Source organism: Streptococcus sp. Marseille-P7376 (assembly GCF_902460385.1).
In the GTDB taxonomy this organism is placed as follows: Bacteria; Bacillota; Bacilli; order Lactobacillales; family Streptococcaceae; genus Streptococcus; species Streptococcus sinensis.
Genome location: NZ_CABPTS010000001.1, coordinates 138,235 through 155,186 on the forward strand (window position 1 = coordinate 138,235; position 16,952 = coordinate 155,186).

At 43.8% G+C, this 16,952-nt stretch carries 17 protein-coding genes; all 17 read right to left on the reverse strand.

Translation table 11 applies throughout. The annotated features are described in order from the left end of the window. Positions 1-4: 4 nt before the first annotated feature. The 17 genes from FZ952_RS00530 to FZ952_RS00610 all read right to left on the reverse strand — a co-directional run bounded on the left by FZ952_RS00530 (position 5) and on the right by FZ952_RS00610 (position 16,950). Entirely contained in the window at positions 5-628 is a 624-nt protein-coding gene (locus FZ952_RS00530; protein WP_148880197.1) for a TIGR01906 family membrane protein, read from the reverse strand. Then, positions 621-1,391, reverse strand: coding sequence for a TIGR01457 family HAD-type hydrolase (locus tag FZ952_RS00535; RefSeq protein ID WP_148880198.1), 771 nt, complete (start codon positions 1,389-1,391; stop codon positions 621-623). The genes FZ952_RS00530 and FZ952_RS00535 overlap by 8 nt, the downstream gene beginning before the upstream one ends. 11 nt (positions 1,392-1,402) lie before the next feature. Next, entirely contained in the window at positions 1,403-2,143 is a 741-nt protein-coding gene (locus FZ952_RS00540; RefSeq protein WP_148880199.1) for an acyl-[acyl-carrier-protein] thioesterase, read from the reverse strand. Positions 2,144-2,146: 3 nt separating this feature from the next. Beyond that, complete coding sequence (hemW, locus tag FZ952_RS00545) at positions 2,147-3,277, reverse strand: radical SAM family heme chaperone HemW (RefSeq protein WP_148880200.1); 1,131 nt, start codon at positions 3,275-3,277, stop codon at positions 2,147-2,149. A 138-nt stretch (positions 3,278-3,415) separates the two neighbouring features. Continuing rightward, entirely contained in the window at positions 3,416-4,219 is an 804-nt protein-coding gene (gene proC, locus FZ952_RS00550; RefSeq protein ID WP_148880201.1) for a pyrroline-5-carboxylate reductase, read from the reverse strand. A 2-nt stretch (positions 4,220-4,221) separates the two neighbouring features. Further along, positions 4,222-5,484 carry a glutamate-5-semialdehyde dehydrogenase gene (locus FZ952_RS00555; protein WP_148880202.1) on the reverse strand — a complete coding sequence of 421 codons (1,263 nt, stop codon included), beginning with the start codon at positions 5,482-5,484 and terminating at the stop codon, positions 4,222-4,224. A 126-nt stretch (positions 5,485-5,610) separates the two neighbouring features. After that, positions 5,611-6,720: a glutamate 5-kinase gene (gene proB, locus FZ952_RS00560; protein WP_148880203.1), complete on the reverse strand. Its 1,110-nt coding sequence runs from the start codon at positions 6,718-6,720 to the stop codon at positions 5,611-5,613. A 145-nt stretch (positions 6,721-6,865) separates the two neighbouring features. Further along, entirely contained in the window at positions 6,866-7,762 is an 897-nt protein-coding gene (locus tag FZ952_RS00565) for an RluA family pseudouridine synthase (protein ID WP_148880204.1), read from the reverse strand. Next, complete coding sequence (gene lspA / locus FZ952_RS00570) at positions 7,752-8,213, reverse strand: signal peptidase II (RefSeq protein WP_148880205.1); 462 nt, start codon at positions 8,211-8,213, stop codon at positions 7,752-7,754. The genes FZ952_RS00565 and lspA overlap by 11 nt, the downstream gene beginning before the upstream one ends. Beyond that, positions 8,210-9,118, reverse strand: a complete 909-nt coding sequence (locus FZ952_RS00575; protein ID WP_148880206.1) for a LysR family transcriptional regulator — start codon at positions 9,116-9,118, stop codon at positions 8,210-8,212. Before FZ952_RS00575 ends, lspA begins: the two co-directional genes overlap by 4 nt. A 654-nt stretch (positions 9,119-9,772) precedes the next feature. Continuing rightward, positions 9,773-10,729: an ABC transporter permease gene (locus FZ952_RS00580; protein ID WP_148880207.1), complete on the reverse strand. Its 957-nt coding sequence runs from the start codon at positions 10,727-10,729 to the stop codon at positions 9,773-9,775. 1 nt (position 10,730) lies between these two features. Further along, positions 10,731-11,825 (reverse strand): ABC transporter permease, encoded by a 1,095-nt coding sequence (locus FZ952_RS00585; protein WP_148880208.1) that lies wholly within the window; start codon positions 11,823-11,825, stop codon positions 10,731-10,733. Positions 11,826-11,838: 13 nt separating this feature from the next. Further along, on the reverse strand, positions 11,839-13,353 hold the full coding sequence (locus tag FZ952_RS00590; RefSeq protein WP_148880209.1) for an ABC transporter ATP-binding protein: 1,515 nt from the start codon (positions 13,351-13,353) through the stop codon (positions 11,839-11,841). A gap of 136 nt (positions 13,354-13,489) precedes the next feature. Continuing rightward, positions 13,490-14,545 (reverse strand): BMP family protein, encoded by a 1,056-nt coding sequence (locus FZ952_RS00595; RefSeq protein WP_125404495.1) that lies wholly within the window; start codon positions 14,543-14,545, stop codon positions 13,490-13,492. A 71-nt stretch (positions 14,546-14,616) separates the two neighbouring features. Beyond that, a complete protein-coding gene (locus FZ952_RS00600; RefSeq protein ID WP_148880210.1) occupies positions 14,617-15,006 on the reverse strand; it encodes a cytidine deaminase in 390 nt (129 codons plus the stop codon). Further along, positions 14,993-15,655, reverse strand: a complete 663-nt coding sequence (gene deoC, locus FZ952_RS00605; protein WP_148880211.1) for a deoxyribose-phosphate aldolase — start codon at positions 15,653-15,655, stop codon at positions 14,993-14,995. The genes FZ952_RS00600 and deoC overlap by 14 nt, the downstream gene beginning before the upstream one ends. Positions 15,656-15,672: 17 nt before the next feature. Then, on the reverse strand, positions 15,673-16,950 hold the full coding sequence (locus FZ952_RS00610; protein ID WP_148880360.1) for a pyrimidine-nucleoside phosphorylase: 1,278 nt from the start codon (positions 16,948-16,950) through the stop codon (positions 15,673-15,675). Between the last annotated feature and the right edge of the window lie 2 nt (positions 16,951-16,952).

Consider the following 16,952-nt stretch of genomic DNA (forward strand, 5'->3'; position numbering starts at 1 on the left):
ATTATTAGAGCCTGTTCTTTCTGCTCAGGAAAAACAATGTCGAAAAGATTCCCTCATAAAGCAAAGCAAAAAGAATAAAGGCGTGCATGAAAAATTCTTCTGGCAAAATCCAAATAACTGGATCCTTGGCTGGATCAAATAGCCATGTATTGTCTCCCATAAAAAGCACTTGATGAAAGAGTGTGAAAAAACTGTTAAAACCAATCAAGCCAGCCAAGCAAATCATGACAAATGGCAATACGCTCAAGATAAACAAACTTCTTTGATAAAGGGCTAAAAATCTCTTTTTGACTACTTTTTGGATAAAGAGAATCAAAGCCGGCAAAGTCAGTAGGAAAACAGCCTGTGCCAAATGAAAGAGATACTTAACCGCCTGGAAATGATACAGACCTGCTGCTGACGAGCGAAAATCCGGCATTGCCAGCTTCTGACTAAAAGGATTGGTCAGGTAATTCATCAAAATATTAAAATTATACTGAATGGTCTCTGATTTTAAATAAACTTTATCTGGTAGGTTGAAATAAGAAATCTCCATTGGGTATAAGAACCAAGCCAGATAAATAGTTAGCAATATCGCTGCTGCCAACAAGCACAAGACGCTTGCTGAAAATCTCAATTTATCACGCATCGAAGTCCCACTCCGCTAAGCTAGACAAGACATGCGTCGGTTGGATCGGCAGATTGGGCACCTCTTCTGGCAGGGTAAAGCCAGTCGTGACTAAGAGGGTCGGAATGCCGTTGTCGATTCCCGCTCGAATATCTGTCAGATAGTTATCACCGACCATGACCACTTCTTCAGGTGCCAGTCCTAAATGCTCTATGGCTTTTTCCATGATGATGGCATTTGGCTTGCCGATAAAGGTGGGCTCAACCCGAGTGGCTGCTTCCAAGAGGGCGTTGATAGCACCTGCTCCCGGCTGCAGACCGCGCTCCGTCGGAATATTGAGATCAGGATTGGTCCCGATAAAGTGAGCACCTTTTTGAATGGCCAGAGTCGCTATCGTCAGCTTCTCATAGTCCACTTCCCAGTCCAGACCCACTACTACATAGTCTGGATTTTCTGTGTCTTCTGTATAGCCAGCTTCTGCAATAGCGTGTTTAAGTCCCACATCGCCAATAACGTAGGCTTTCTTACCCAGATTTTTTTCCAGCATATAGTCAATGGTTGCTATACTCGCTGTGTAAATAGTCTCCAGCGGTGTCTCAATGTTGAAATTTTCTGCCAACATGTTTTTGACAGTTTCTGGAGTGCGCGTGGTGTTATTGGTCACGAAAAGATAGGGAATCTTACGCTTCTGCAACTCATGCACAAAAGCTTCACCAGCCGGAATCCGACTCTTTCCCTTGTAAATCGTCCCGTCTAAATCAATCAAATATCCTTTATAAGTCATTTCTACTCTTCCTAATTCTCTTGTTTAAACTCCTGCCAGGTCACTAGCGCCTGGGCATTGACTTCGCTGTCACTGGAAATCTGGTGATTGCTCTGCAGACCTTCTAGGTCATAGCTAGAAGCAATCATGCCGCCTGGTCGAACTTCCTTGACATACTTGAGATGGACTTTCTTGGGAATGTGCTGGGTGAGGAAGTCTGCGCCCATAACCTCAAAGATCCAGTCCAGATACTTGCTATTATTGACATGGCCATTCATATCCAAGTCATAAAAACGCACATGGTAGTCCTTGCTAACAGGATTTTCCAAAGCTGGATACTTGGGACCGCGCAGCAATTTCTTGGAAAAGTTAGACTGGTAAGGAGCGACAATTTCAGGTTCAACTGCGTGAACCTTGCGGCTATCTCGATCCATAAGAACAAAGGTTGCCATCATCTGAATAATGGCCTGACCTGCTTCATCAAAAATCGTGAAGCGACGGTAGCAAAAGAGCCTATTATAGGTCAAAGCTTCTGTTTCAATGGTAATTTCCTCTGCAAATCGTGGCAGACGTGTAACATCAATATCATAGTCCGTGATAATCCAGACTAGGTTATGCTGCTCCAGCATATCCTTGTCACTGACGCCAAGCTCAATCGACTGCATCCCCGATACCTGCAAGGACAGCAAGATAACATCCGGCAGCTTAATATGGCCATTCATATCTGCCATATCAAAAGGAATTTTCATTTTCATTTGATAAGTTAAGCCCATGATTTACTCCAATATAAATTTCTCAGCAACCGTATCGCCCAAAAAGAGGCCTTGTTTGGTCATGCGCACGATATCTCTGTCTGGCACTAGCAAGCCCTGCTCGGTCAGATCAGACACAACAGCTCCATACTGGCCTTCAAAAGAAATACCGAATTTTTCCTCAAAACGTTTTTTGGAAACGCCAGATTTTTTGCGCAGTCCTAGAAACATCTCTTCTTCCATCTTTTCTTTCAGCGTCAGCACTTCTTCCTGCACTCGGGCATGGCCCGCTTCCACCGCCTGCAGATAATGACGAATTGGTCCGTGGTTTTTATAGCGAACACCATCGACATAGCCAGACGCTCCCGCTCCAATACCATAATATTCCGCATTGTCCCAGTACATAAGATTGTGACGGCTCTCAAAGCCTGGCTTGGAAAAATTTGAAATCTCATAATGCACGAAGCCGGCCTTTTCAAGCTCAGCAATAATGTAGTCAAACATCTCCGCTTCCAAATCTTCCTTAGGCAGAGGCAGCTTCCCTCTCCTCATCCGATTCATGAAGACCGTATGATTTTCCAAAATCAAGCTGTACAAACTCATGTGAGGAATGTCCAGAGCAATAGCCTTGGCTACATTGATTTTCACATCTTCCATGGTCTGCTTGGGTAGGGCATAAATCAGGTCAATCGAGATATTGTCAAAACCCGCTTTTTTGAGATTGGCAATATTCTCATAGATGTCCTTTTCCGAGTGACTGCGGCCAATCTGCTTGAGCATGCGGTCATTAAAAGTCTGTACGCCCAACGAAACCCGATTGACAGGCGAGTCTTTGAGTACAGCAATCTTCTCCTCATCCAAGTCCCCGGGATTGGCTTCGATGGTCAGCTCCTCAAGATAAGACAAGTCCAGCTTATCCGTCAGTTTTTTTAGTAAAAATTCCAATTGAGGTGCCGAGAGAGCCGTTGGAGTCCCGCCTCCGATATAGAGGGTACGGAGCTTTTTGATGTCGTAAGAATGATACTCCTCAATCAAATGCTCCAGATAAGAATCCACTGGCTGATTTTTGATAAAAACCTTGGAAAAATCACAGTAATAACAAATCTGGGTACAAAAAGGAATGTGCACATAAGCAGAAGTCGGTTTGGTTTGCATAGTACTTATTATACCACAGTTTTAAAGAGAGGACTTATTTGATTATCAAACAAAGAAAAAAAGAGTGAGCCTGCAAAGACAAAAATTGTCCTCGCATGTCACACCTTTTCCTATAATCTAAAAAATTAAAGATTTAAATCATTTCTTCCCCAACTCCTGCGTCCTCTTGTAGGCAGCTTGAACGGCTTCCATGACCGTTCCTCTAAAGGCATTTTCTTCCAGACTAGCTACCCCGGCGATGGTCGAACCAGCCGGACTGCAGACCTGATCTTTGAGTAGAGCAGGATGTTGCCCACTGACCTGACTTAGCTTAGCAGCACCCAAGAGGGTCTGATTGGCTAGCTGCAGGGATATATCGCGATTGAGTCCTGCTCGGACACCTGCATCCGCTAAAGCCTCTATAAAGAGATAGACGAAAGCTGGTCCACAGCCAGCAAGAGCCGTCGCCGCATCCAACTGCTTTTCCTCTAGTTTGACCAAAAGACCAGCCGAAGACAGAAGCTCTCGGAATAAATCCTCATCCGCTTGATGTGCTTGCTGGGATAAAGCATAGGTAATAACACCCTCGCCGACGGCAACAGGGGTATTAGGCATCATCCGAATCCAACGATGGTGGCTAGGTGTCAATTTTTCTAATATTTCCAAGGTCAGACCAGCAGCCATGGAAACCAGCAAAAGAGACTCCCGTTTTTCTAGAACTTCCTGATATTCAGCCAGCAAGTCAGCAAATTGAGCTGGTTTGATTCCCATAAAAATCACCTCTGCCTGAGCAAAAACTTCTTTATTACTGACCGGCTGGCCACCAACTTCCGCAGCAATCTTTTCAGCCTTGTCTCGACTGCGATTAGCCAGGAGTAATTCACTTCTAAATCTTTCATCTTGGGCAACTAGACGAGCGAGACTGCCGCCCATATTTCCCAGACCGATAAATCCAATTTTCATCATTATTTCCTCACTTGACCAGTCCCTTGGATGACGTATTTATAGCTGGTCAACTCTTTCAGTCCCATAGGACCTCTGGCATGCAGTTTCTGAGTGGAAATCCCCATTTCGCAGCCGAGGCCAAATTGACCGCCATCTGTAAAGCGGGTTGAGGCATTGACATAAACTGCTGCGCTATCCACCTGATCTGTGAAGTAAGCTGCCACTGCATCGTTCTCCGTCACAATGGCGTCCGAGTGATGGGTGCTGTGAGCTTCAATATGCTCCACCGCTTCTTCCAGCGAAGAAACCAGCTTGACCGCTAAGACGTAATCCAAAAATTCGGTATCAAAATCTTCCGATTTAGCTTGCGAGCCCGAGATATACTGAGCTGATTTCTCATCCAAACGTAATTCAACAGGGTTTTCTTGCGCACCATCACGGTCTGTCACCAGCATTTTCTGCAAACGTGGCAAAAATTCAGCTGCAATCTCTTCATGAACCAGTAGCACCTCCATGGCATTGCAGACAGAAGGGCGACTGGTCTTGGCATTCTCAATAATCGCCAAAGCCTTGGTTTGATCAGCATCCTTATCTACATAGATATGGACAATTCCAGTACCTGTCTCAATAACTGGCACAGTCGCATTCTCCACGACAGCCTGAATCAGTCCGGCACCTCCACGCGGAATGAGCAAATCCAGATAGCCCTTAGCTTTCATCATAGCCTGTGCCGAAGCCCGACTAGTATCAGAGACCAACTGGATACAGTCCGGCGAAATTTTCGTTTGAGCCAAACCTTTTTTCAGAGCTGTAACAATAGCCAGCGCTGTCTGATAGGCATCCTTTCCGCTTCTGAGAACGACCGCACTGCCACTCTTTAGCGCTAAAGCAGCAGCGTCAGAGGTTACATTGGGCCGGCTTTCGTAGATAATCCCAATCACTCCCATAGCCACCCGCTTTTTACTGATGAAAAGGCCGTTCTCAAGCTCAGTCCTTTCTAAGACTTGCCCTACAGGATCCTCCAAGTCAATCAATTGGCGAATACCCTCTGCCATGGCAGCAATGCGATCCTCATCCAGATAGAGGCGGTCCAGCATCACATCTGAAATCCTACCTTTTGCTGCGGTCATATCCAATTTATTGGCTGCTAAAATATCCGCACGAGAAAGCCAGAGCTGCTTTGCCATTTCTTCCAAAGCATGGTTTTTCTCAGCCGTTGTGGCCGTATTGATCGTCTTCTTGACTTTCTGAACCTTTTCAAAAATCGCTTGTGTTGAGGCCATAACGACTCCCTTCATAAAATACAAAAGCTGTTTCAATAGTTCAAGGAACTGTTGAAAATTGCGAATAAAGAAAGCGAAGCTTTCTTTCACTAAACATTTTCTTTAAGTCGTGTTCAACTTTAACTTCTAAAATTCTAAGAACAGTTCATCTAGCTCCGGCGTCAGAGAGATCCAGTCATCCCGATGAATCACGACACCCTTGGGCTTTTTGGACTTGAGCATATCTTTAAGAGCTGACTTGCCAAAACGCACGCGCCCTTTACCAAGAATAGCTCCACTGCCTTCTTCATAAACTGTCACTGTATCCTGATAGGTAAAGCTACCTGATACAGATACAAGACCTGACACTAACAAACTTTTTCCATTATTTCTAAGAGCATCAGCTGCTCCTTGGTCTACATAGATTTCCCCTTGACTTTTGGCATAGAAAGCCAGCCATTGCTTCTGCGTTTTTAGCCCCTTTTCCTGGGCCAAAAAGAGGCTACCATCCTTGGTTTCTTCCGCAGCTTCCAGCAGAGCATCCGTCTTGAGCGAGGAGCAGATATAGACCGGAACTCCAGACATGGTCGCAAGCGTTGCAGCCTTAATCTTTGTCAGCATACCGCCAGTTCCATTGCTTGAACCCGCACCGCCTGCCATATCAATCAGCTCAGAGGTAATATTCTCAATCTTGTCAATCCTACGGGCATCTGGATTCGTGCTAGGGTTAGCTGTATAAAGTCCATCAACATCTGTCAAGAGCACCAAAAGGTCTGCCTGAACCATGGCTGCCACCTGTGCACTCAGCGTATCATTATCACCGACCTTAAGCTCCTCGATAGCAACCGTGTCATTTTCATTGATGATGGGAATAGCACCGCGATTCAGCAAGACAGACAAGGCCTGATGGGCATTCTTGTAACGCCGCTTGTCCGCAAAATCATCTTGTGTCAGAAGAATCTGTGCTGAAATGATTTGCTTCAAAAGAAGATTAGTCGTATATTCCTCCAAGAGTAAACCTTGTCCAACCGCAGCCGAAGCCTGTTTATCAGCCACCTTAGTCGGTCGCTTTTTAAAGCCCAGAGAAGAAAAACCTGCTGCAATAGCTCCTGATGAGACCAAGATTAACTCATGCCCTGCCTCGTGCAAGAGAGCCAACTGCCGAGTAATTTCCTTTACCTTGGCGCGTGACAGACTGCCATCTTCGTTTGTTAATGACGACGTACCCACCTTAAATACAATTCGCTTTGCTTTCATTGCCTCTTCCTTCTCTATTAGATTGTATTATTATACCACGAAATAGATTAAAAATACAGAAGATAAAAAACGGCTCTTTCGAGCCCTTGTTATCCATATCATTACTAAATTCTTTGAAAAGAGCACCTCAGCTAATTCAACAAATCTATTGCTGCCTCAGCTTTTCTAAAGTTTCTTGAAAAAGAGCTGGCGCTTCAGCTGTAAATTCCAACACTTCGCCAGTCCGAGGATGGGTGAAACCTAGAGTTCGCGCGTGCAGAAATTGACCATGCCCTTTCAGGGTCTTACGTGGTCCATAAACCTCATCTCCAGCTACTGGATGACCAATGTAAGCCATGTGGACGCGGATTTGATGCGTCCGACCAGTCTCCAACTGTAGCTCAACCAGCGTATAGTCCCCAAAACGCTCCAAGACTTGAAAACGCGTCAGAGCAGGCTTACCCTTGGCTGTGACTGCCTGTTTCTTGCGGTCTTTTTCACTACGGCCAATCGGTGCCTCAATTATTCCGCGATCATTAGGCAGATTTCCATGAACAATAGCCCAGTATTTACGCAGGGATTTCTTATCCTTGAGCTCGTCTGCAAGTGCTAGATGCGCTTGGTCATTCTTGGCAATCATTAAAAGTCCAGAAGTATCCTTATCAATGCGATGGACAATCCCCGGACGCAACACACCATTGATGCCAGAAAGGTCTTTGATGTGGTACATGAGAGCATTGACCAGAGTACCGCTGGTATGCCCAGCTGACGGGTGAACCACCATGCCTTGTGGCTTGTTGACGACGGCTACATCCTCATCCTGATAGACGATTTCTAGCGGAAGATCCTCTGCTACATACTCTACCTCTTCTAGCTCTGGCACTTCATAGCTGATGACATCACCTTCTTTGACAGCATACTTGGCTTTTTTAGCCTGTCCATTGACCAAAATCTGACCGTTTTTAATCTGCTCATTGGCCAAACTACGTGACAACTCAGTGAAATCCGCCACTGCCTTATCCAAACGTAGACCGGCGGCCACTGCATCAATTTTAAATTCCATCTTTTTCTTCCTTCAAAATAACCAATAACAAAATCGCTACTCCAACAGTCAAGTACATATCTGCTACATTAAAAATAGCAAAATTGACAAAATCCAACTGGAACATATCCACTACAAATCCTCGTTGAATCCGGTCAATAAAATTCCCCAATCCACCAGCTATAACCAGGATCAGCCCAGACAGCATCCATTTGGACGCTTGAATATTCTTAATCAAATACCAAATAGCCGCTCCAATCACGATACAAGTGACCAACGCAAAAAACCACTGCTGATTTTCCATTATAGAAAAGGCTGCACCAGTATTTCGCAAGTAGGTCAAGCTGACAAACTTAGGGATAAACTTCCTGACCTGTCCTAAGGAAAAATTGGAGACAATATAATACTTGACTGCCTGATCAAGGACAATCAAGAGAATAACTAAAAAAGGAATGGCAATCTTTCGTTTCATACTTCTCTTTTCTGTGCAAAATATTCTTTCATAACAACTACAAAGGCTTCCCCGACTGGGCTTAGCTCCACTTCTTCTCGCTTGACATAGACCATACGATTGTCTAGATCATCTTTCAGTTTAATGACAGTAATCCCATTTACACTATCGCTGTCCAAGAAACCGGAACCCGTTGCATAAGCATCTGTTCTCTCCAAAATCCCATTCAGCGTAGCCCGATCCGTCACATTAAACATCTGTGAACTGTCGCTGGTATCAACAAAGTTCTCCGAATAGTAGAGATATTCATCCTTTTCCTGTGTGAAGCGAACCGTCGGCAAATCTGCCAAGTCTTCCATGACCAGCTCCTCCTTTTGAGTCAAAGGATGATCTTCCCGCAAGTAAATGTGGGTCTGGAAAGGAATCAGCTCAATGACCTCCAAGCCTAGCTTTTCTATCCGCTGCATGATGCCCTTGCTATTCTGATTGTTGAGATAAATAATCCCAATCTCGCTGTGGCCTTGGGCTACCTCGTCCAAGATCTGCACAGTCGTAGACTCGAAAATCCGGAAATTCTTGTAGTCAGGATAACTCTGAGAAAACTCCGTAATCAAAGGTGGCAAAAAGTCATAGTGTTGACTGGCAATGGAAAATTCATCCTTTTCCTCTTCGGGATTGGCATATTGATTTTGGAAAACATCGAAGCCTTTGACCAATTCCTGAGCTCTCTCGTAAAATTCCATGCCACGCCGAGTCAGAAAGGTCCCGCTGCTCGTTCGGTGGAAAATCTTAAATCCCAGCTCCTTTTCCAAATCTCGCACCGCGATAGATAGGCTGGGTTGACTGACATACATCTTTTCTGCTGCTTCGCGAAAGGTCCCACTGTTGGCAATGGCCACCACATAACGCAATTGTTGAATATTCATTGTTAAAACCTTCTTTACATATCTTTTAATTATATCACAAGTTCATTCAAATAAACAAATTCTTGATACATCCACACGATGAAAAGATAATTTTCAGATAACAGTCTCAGCTTTGAAAATGATGTCTCTTAATTCATGGTTAATACCATTAATTTTTGCAGACTGATAAAAGTCTAAGGGATAGTTAAAAAATAAAACACAAGTTAGCAGAGATTTTTCTTTGATTTTCTCCGTCTCTAAACTAGGAGCTGAACACTGGAAGAGCATAGAAGACTTCTGTCTGATATTTGAATACGTTGAATCAGTTTAGCTTAGCTGACTTGAAAAAGTTAGATCTTTAGAAAAAGATTAGTATGTAGCAAAAAATATCATTTGATCATGATTTATGAAACATATAAAACTGTTTGATGTAACAAATAGTGATTCACAAATTTATCCAGAAGAAACCCTCGTGCATTTGTTCTGGAAATCCACTTTAACGAATGGATAAAAAAATCCATTATTCTCATGTTAAGAATAATGGATTTTTAATAGGTAACTGCCTTAAAAACATTTTTTAGGGCAATTAATGAGTTCATTTCATCATCATTCGCATTGAAACGTGACAATCTTTTCGTCATGCCTCATGCAAGCGATGGATTTCTCTTTTGATGATTACTTAGACTTGATATAGTTGATACCATCCGCTTTCGGAGCAACAGCTTTACCGAAGAATGCCGCAAGGACTACAATCGTCAATACGTAAGGCGCAATCTGCAGATAAACTGTCGGTACCTTTGAAAGGAGAGGCAACTGGTTTCCGATAACCGCCAAACTTTGGGAAGCTCCAAAGAAGAGACTAGCCAACATCGCACCGATAGGACTCCACTTACCAAAAATCATGGCTGCCAAGGCGATAAAGCCTGGTCCTACGATAGTAGTGACAGCAAAGTTAACAGAGATTGACTGAGCGTAAATAGCTCCACCAATACCACCGAGCAGACCAGAAATCATGACACCGCAATAACGCATCAGATACACATTGATACCCAAGGTATCCGCTGCCTGCGGGTGCTCTCCGACTGAGCGAAGACGAAGTCCGAATTTTGTCTTAAACATAATAAACCAAGCTAAGAAAGAGAAGGCAACGGCCAAATATCCCATCAAACTTGTGTGTTTAAAGAAAATGTCTCCCAAAACTGGAATATCAGATAGGACAGGGAAATTAAACTTCCCGAATGAACGCTGAATATTGTCAGTCTGCCCCTTGTTATAAATAGCTTTAACAAGGAAAACTGCCAAAGCTGGTGCCAGCAAGTTTAACACAGTGCCACTAACAACGTGGTCTGCGCGGAAGTTAATGGTTGCTACAGCATGGATAAGAGAGAAGAGTACTCCAACCAACCCAGCAGCAAACAAGGAAAGCCACGGAGTCAAGCTACCCAAGCTACTTTCGAAGGTCAGGTTAAAGAGAACTCCTGTAAAGGCTCCCATCACCATGATTCCCTCCAAGCCGACGTTGACGACCCCAGCATGCTCTGAATAAGCTCCGCCAATACTTGTGAAAATCAAGGGAGCCGCATAAATCAGCATAGATGATACTAATAAACCTAATACCGTTACAATATTCATCCTAGTTTCCCTCCTTCACTTTTTTAGCTTCCTGCCGACGATTTTTAAGGAAATCAAAGATCGTCATACCAGTCATACGCTCAATCAAATAATGGGCGCTGACAAAGAAGATGATAGAAGCTGTTACAATATTCACCAATTCTGTCGGAATCTGAGCCACGTTCATACCTGGCGCACCGACACTTAAAACTGCAAAGAGGAAAGCCGCAAAAAGGATACCAACTGGAGAATTGGCTGCTAAAAGGCTAACCGCCATACCATTGAATCCGACACTTAGAGAGCCACCTTGTACAAAGACGTTCTGATAAGTACCCAATCCTTCTACGACTCCTCCAAGTCCTGCAAGGGCGCCAGAAATAATCATGGACAAGATGATGGTCCGTTTAGAAGACATCCCTGCATACTCAGCTGCATTTGGGTTAAGACCAACAGCACGGATCTCAAAACCAAGCGTTGTTTTCTTCAGCATATACCAGATTAGCACGACTGCAATCAAGGCAAAGAAGATACCGATATTCATCCGAGAGTTGGCTGTCAGACTTCTCAGCCATTCTGTTTGATAAATCGCATTAGCACCGACACGTTTACTAGAGTCAACACTCTGCATCACAGATTTTGGAAAGCTGCGGATAAAGGCATTTCCAACGAAGAGGACGATATAGTTCATCATAATCGTAACGATGACTTCACTCGTTCCTAAATAGGCACGCAGAACTCCTGGAATAGCACCAATAATCCCACCAGCTACTGCAGCAATGACTACAGTTGCTAACAACATCAGAGGGCGAGGTAGGTCAGGGAAGGAAAGGGCAAACCAACCAGCCAGAATCCAACCAGCCAAGGCCTGACCTGGAAGTCCGACATTGAAAAATCCAGCCCGACTAGCAACGGCAAAACCCAGACCAATGAGAACTAGAGGTCCCATCGCCCGAGAAATTTCACCCAAACTTCTCAAAGAACCGAAAGCTGTTTTAAAGAGGGATTCATATCCCCAGATGGCATCATAGCCAAAGATAGCCATGACAATCGCTCCCAATAAAATCCCTAAAAGAACTGAGATTAAGGGAACTGCAATCTGTTGTGTTTTCTTAGACATTTGAATCTCCCTTCTAAATCTTACCACCAGCCATGAGAATACCAAGTTCTTGCTTATTGGTTTTCTCTGGAGTCACAATTCCTTGAATCTTGCCATCATGGATAACGGCGATTCTGTCAGAAAGATTGAGTATTTCATCTAGCTCAAAGCTGACAACAAGTACTGCCTTACCTTGAGTACGCTCCTCAATCAAGCGTTTATGGATGTACTCAATTGCTCCGACATCAAGTCCACGAGTAGGCTGACTGACAATCAACAAATCTGGATCACGATCCACTTCCCGAGCAATGATAGCCTTCTGCTGGTTTCCTCCTGAGAGGGCTGAAGCAGGTACATACTCGCTAGCTGCCCGCACGTCAAACTCTTTCATCAGATTGCACGCGTAAGAATAAATATTATTGTAATTCAAGATGCCGTTTTTGCTAAGTGGTTCCTTGTAGTAAGTCTGCAAAGCAATATTTTCAGAAATGGACATCTGCAGCACCAAACCATCGCGATGACGGTCTTCAGGGACGTGGCTGACCTTCATCTCTGTAATCTGACGTGGCTTCTTACCAATAACAGACTGGTTCTTGATCAAAATTTCACCCGAGCTTGCTTTTCTAAGTCCTGTAATAGCTTGAATCAACTCAGTCTGACCATTTCCATCAATTCCTGCAATCCCAACGATTTCACCAGCACGAACATCCAGTGAAAGTCCTTTAACAGCTGGAACGCCGCGATTCTCTTCAACGACAAGATTCTTGATTGAAAGAACTGTTTCTTGCGGATTAGAAGGTTTCTTCTCAGTCTTGAAGGAAACAGCACGTCCAACCATCATTTCCGCCAAGTCTTGGTTGGTTGCACCTGCAATTTCAACTGTTTCGATCGATTTTCCTCGACGAATAACGGTTACTCGGTCAGAAACTGCACGAATTTCATCTAACTTATGGGTAATAAGAATGATAGACTTACCTTCCTTGACCAAGTTTTTCATGATTTTCATCAATTCATCAATCTCAGATGGTGTCAAAACAGCTGTTGGTTCGTCAAAGATTAGGATATCTGCACCACGGTAAAGGGTCTTCAAAATTTCAACACGTTGTTGGGCTCCAACAGAAATATCCTCAATCTTGGCAGATGGATCGACCGACAAACCATATTTCTTAGACAAACGCTTAATTTCTTGCGTAGCGCGTTTCAAGTCTAAGATACCATTTTTTGTAATCTCACTTCCAAGAATAATATTTTCAGCAACAGTGAAGGCTTCCACAAGCATAAAGTGCTGATGCACCATCCCGATACCAAGTGAGGCCGCCTTTGATGGAGAGTCCAGCTTAACTGGCTTTCCGTTTACTACAATCTCACCACTAGTCGGCTCAAGTAGGCCGGCCAACATATTCATCAAGGTTGACTTCCCGGCACCATTTTCTCCTAAAAGAGCGTGAATTTCACCCTTTCGGAGTTCCAAATTGATTTTATCATTGGCTACAAATTCACCAAAAACCTTGGTAATTTCTCGCATTTCAATGATATTTTCATGTGTCATGGCTCTTTCCTTTCCAGAATTTCATTTTATGTCGATATAACCTCCTCGGACTCCTATCCTAGTAGGCTTAATCGATGCAAAGGCGTCAGAATTTAAAAATGAGCGACCCTAGTAGGTCGGATCGCTCAACATTCAATTATTTATCAGGAACTGTGATGCTACCGTCAAGGATTTTAGCTTTTGCTTCTTCAACAGCTTTTTTAGTATCTTCAGAAAGGTTGGTTGTTGTCAAATCAACACCACCGTCTTTCAAACCAAAGGTTGTAGTTTTACCACCTGGGAATTTACCTTTAGCAGTTTGATTAGCGATGTCTTGGACAGTCTTACCAACTTGTTTCAAGCTTGATGCCAAGACAAAGTTAGATTCTTTACCATCTTTAGATTTGTATTTACCTTCTTCAGTTTGGTCACGGTCAACACCAAGTACCCAAACTTTTTCATTTTCATTTCTTGTTTCGTTGATTGACTTAGCTTCGTTAAATACTCCAGCACCAGTACCACCAGCTACTTGGTAAACAACATCCGCACCGCCAGCATAGTGAGCAGCAGCAATTGTTTTACCTTTAGCTGCATCGCCGAATGAGCCAGCATAGTCCACTTTAATCTTGATAGATGGATCAACTGATTTCACACCAGCTTCGAAACCTTTTTCAAAACGTGTGATAACTGCACCTTCTATACCGCCTATGAAACCAACTTGTTTTGTCTTAGTAGTTTTTGCAGCTGCAACACCAGCAAGGTAAGCTGCTTCATTATCTGCAAAGACTGCTGAAGCAACATTCTTTTGACCTTCAATCACATCGTCAATAATAACGTAGTTAATACTTGAATTATCTTTTGCAGCAGATTCAACGGCATCACGAAGGGCAAAACCGATACCAAATACTAGGTTGTAACCATCCGTAGCAGCTTGGTTTAGGTTGTTCGCGTATTGTGACTCGTCAGTCGACTGGAAGTAAGTATAGCCGTTATCTTTTGAAAGGCCATTTTCTTTACCCCAAGCTTGCAAACCTTCCCATGCAGATTGGTTAAATGACTTATCATCAACACCACCTGTATCGGTTACGATAGCAGCTTTTAAATCAGTTTTAGCGTTAGAGCTATCTGATTTAGACGCACGATTCCCACATGCAGCAAGTCCGATTGCTGCGACAGACACTAGACCAAGACCTAGCCATTGTTTCTTGTTCATTTCTGAACCTCCTATATAAGATGTGCAACTTAGTTGCAAGTTTAATTTTGGTCAGTTGACCAGCAACAGACTCAAGTTAAGTCTGTAAAAGAGTATGGAAGTAACTCCTTGACCGTCATCACGACCGTCGATTTATCTTTAGCGACCAAGGTCACTGGTAAATCCTGATTAAAAAACTCTGCCATTACTTGGCGGCAGGCACCACACGGGGAGATCGGTTTTTCCGTTTCTCCGTAAACAATTAATTCCTCAAAGTCTAAAAAGCCTTCAGAAACAGCTTTAAAAATGGCTGTTCGCTCTGCACAATTGGTCAAGCCGAAACTAGCATTTTCGATATTGACACCTGTGAAAACTTGTCCATTTTTAGCTAATAAAACAGCTCCGACAGGGAAATGAGAGTATGGAACATAGGCATTCTTCGTGGTTTCTACAACTAAATCAATCAAATTAGTAGTCGCCATTAGCCACGTCTCCCTCCATAATCGCTACACCAGAGGATGCTCCAATGCGAGTCGCACCAGCTTTGATAAATGCAAGTGCATCTTCGTAAGAACGGGCACCGCCAGAAGCCTTGACTCCCATATTTGGCCCAACTGTCTTACGCATCAAAGCTACATCTACAACGGTTGCACCACCAGTTGAGAAACCAGTGGATGTCTTGACAAAATCCGCACCAGCTTTCTGAGCAATTTGGCAAGCTTTCACTTTCTCATCATCTGTCAACAGGCAGGTCTCAATAATGACCTTGACCAAAGTTCCTTTTGCAGCCTCAACAACAGCTCGGATATCCTTTTCGACCAATTCATAATCCTGAGACTTTAAGGCACCGATATTAATAACCATATCAATCTCGTCAGCCCCATTTTGAATCGCATCTTCGGCTTCAAAAGCCTTCACTTCAGGAGTATTGGCTCCCAAAGGAAAGCCGATAACAGTACAAACCTTGACATCTGTCCCCTTCAGTGCCTGAGCAGCAAATGCCACCCAAGTCGGATTGACACAGACACTAGCAAAGTCGTGCTCTGTAGCCTCTTCGATCAAATTCATTATCTGCTCCTGACTTGCATCAGGTTTCAAAAGCGTATGGTCAATGTATTTGTTTAGTTTCATGTTGGATTCTCCTAGAATTAAGCGATCACTTCGACAATCTCGCTTACTGCAACGCTTTCACTACCTATTCTAACATTTTTTTGGAATTCTGTAACTAGTTCTTGAGAAATTTTTTCATTTGCGTAAATTTTTGCGACAATTTCCCCAATTTCGACTGTTTCGCCAACCTTCTTTTCAAACACGATTCCAGTTTCATAATCTAGTTTATCAGATTTGACGGCTCGACCTGCTCCTAATCTCATCGCAAACAAGCCAAATTCCATGGCTGGAAGCTCTGTGATATAACCAGATCGCTCTGCTCTCACTGCAGCCACATAAGCCGCTTGGGATGGTCGATACAAGTCCTCTAGATCTCCACCTTGAGCTGCAATCATCTCTTCAAATTTTTTTAAAGCTGCTCCGTTTGTCAAATGTTCTCTGATTTCAGAAACAGATTTCTCAACATTAGCCAAATTAAGCATGATCCGAGCGAGCTCACAGATAAATTCCGTAATATCTTCGCGTCCTTGTCCTTGAAGGATTTCCAGTGCTTCCAAGATTTCCAAACGATTGCCAATGCTAGTACCTAAAGGCTGACTCATATCCGTAATAACTGCAACCGTTCTGCGTCCGACAGCCTTACCTAAATCTACCATAGTACGGGCTAGGACACGGGCATCCTCTAGATTTTTCATAAAGGCACCCTCACCGACGGTCACATCCAGCAAGATACTGTCCGCACCAGCAGCGATTTTCTTGCTCATAACTGAACTGGCAATCAAAGGAATCGTATCGACCGTAGCTGTCACATCGCGTAGGGCATAGAGGAGCTTGTCTGCCTTGACCAGCTTATCTGACTGGCCAATCACAGACAGGCCGATATCTTGAACCTGCTTGATGAAATCTTCCTGACTGCGCTCCACTTGGTAGCCTTTGACAGACTCTAGCTTGTCTATCGTACCGCCAGTATGACCCAGTCCACGACCGCTCATCTTGGCAACTGGCACTCCAAAACTAGCTACTAAAGGAGCCAAAATCAAAGTTACCTTATCCCCCACTCCGCCAGTCGAATGCTTATCTACCTTAATCCCTGAAATTGCTGACAGGTCAAACTGCTGGCCTGTTCCCACCATCGCCATGGTCAAATCAGAAATTTCCCTAGTGGTCATTCCCTTAAAATAAACAGCCATAGCAAAGGCTGACATCTGGTAATCTGGCACTGTTCCAGCCACATACCCCTCAATCAACCACTCAATCTCTTGGCTGGACAACTCCAGTCCATCACGTTTCTTTTGAATAATATCAACTGCTCTCATCA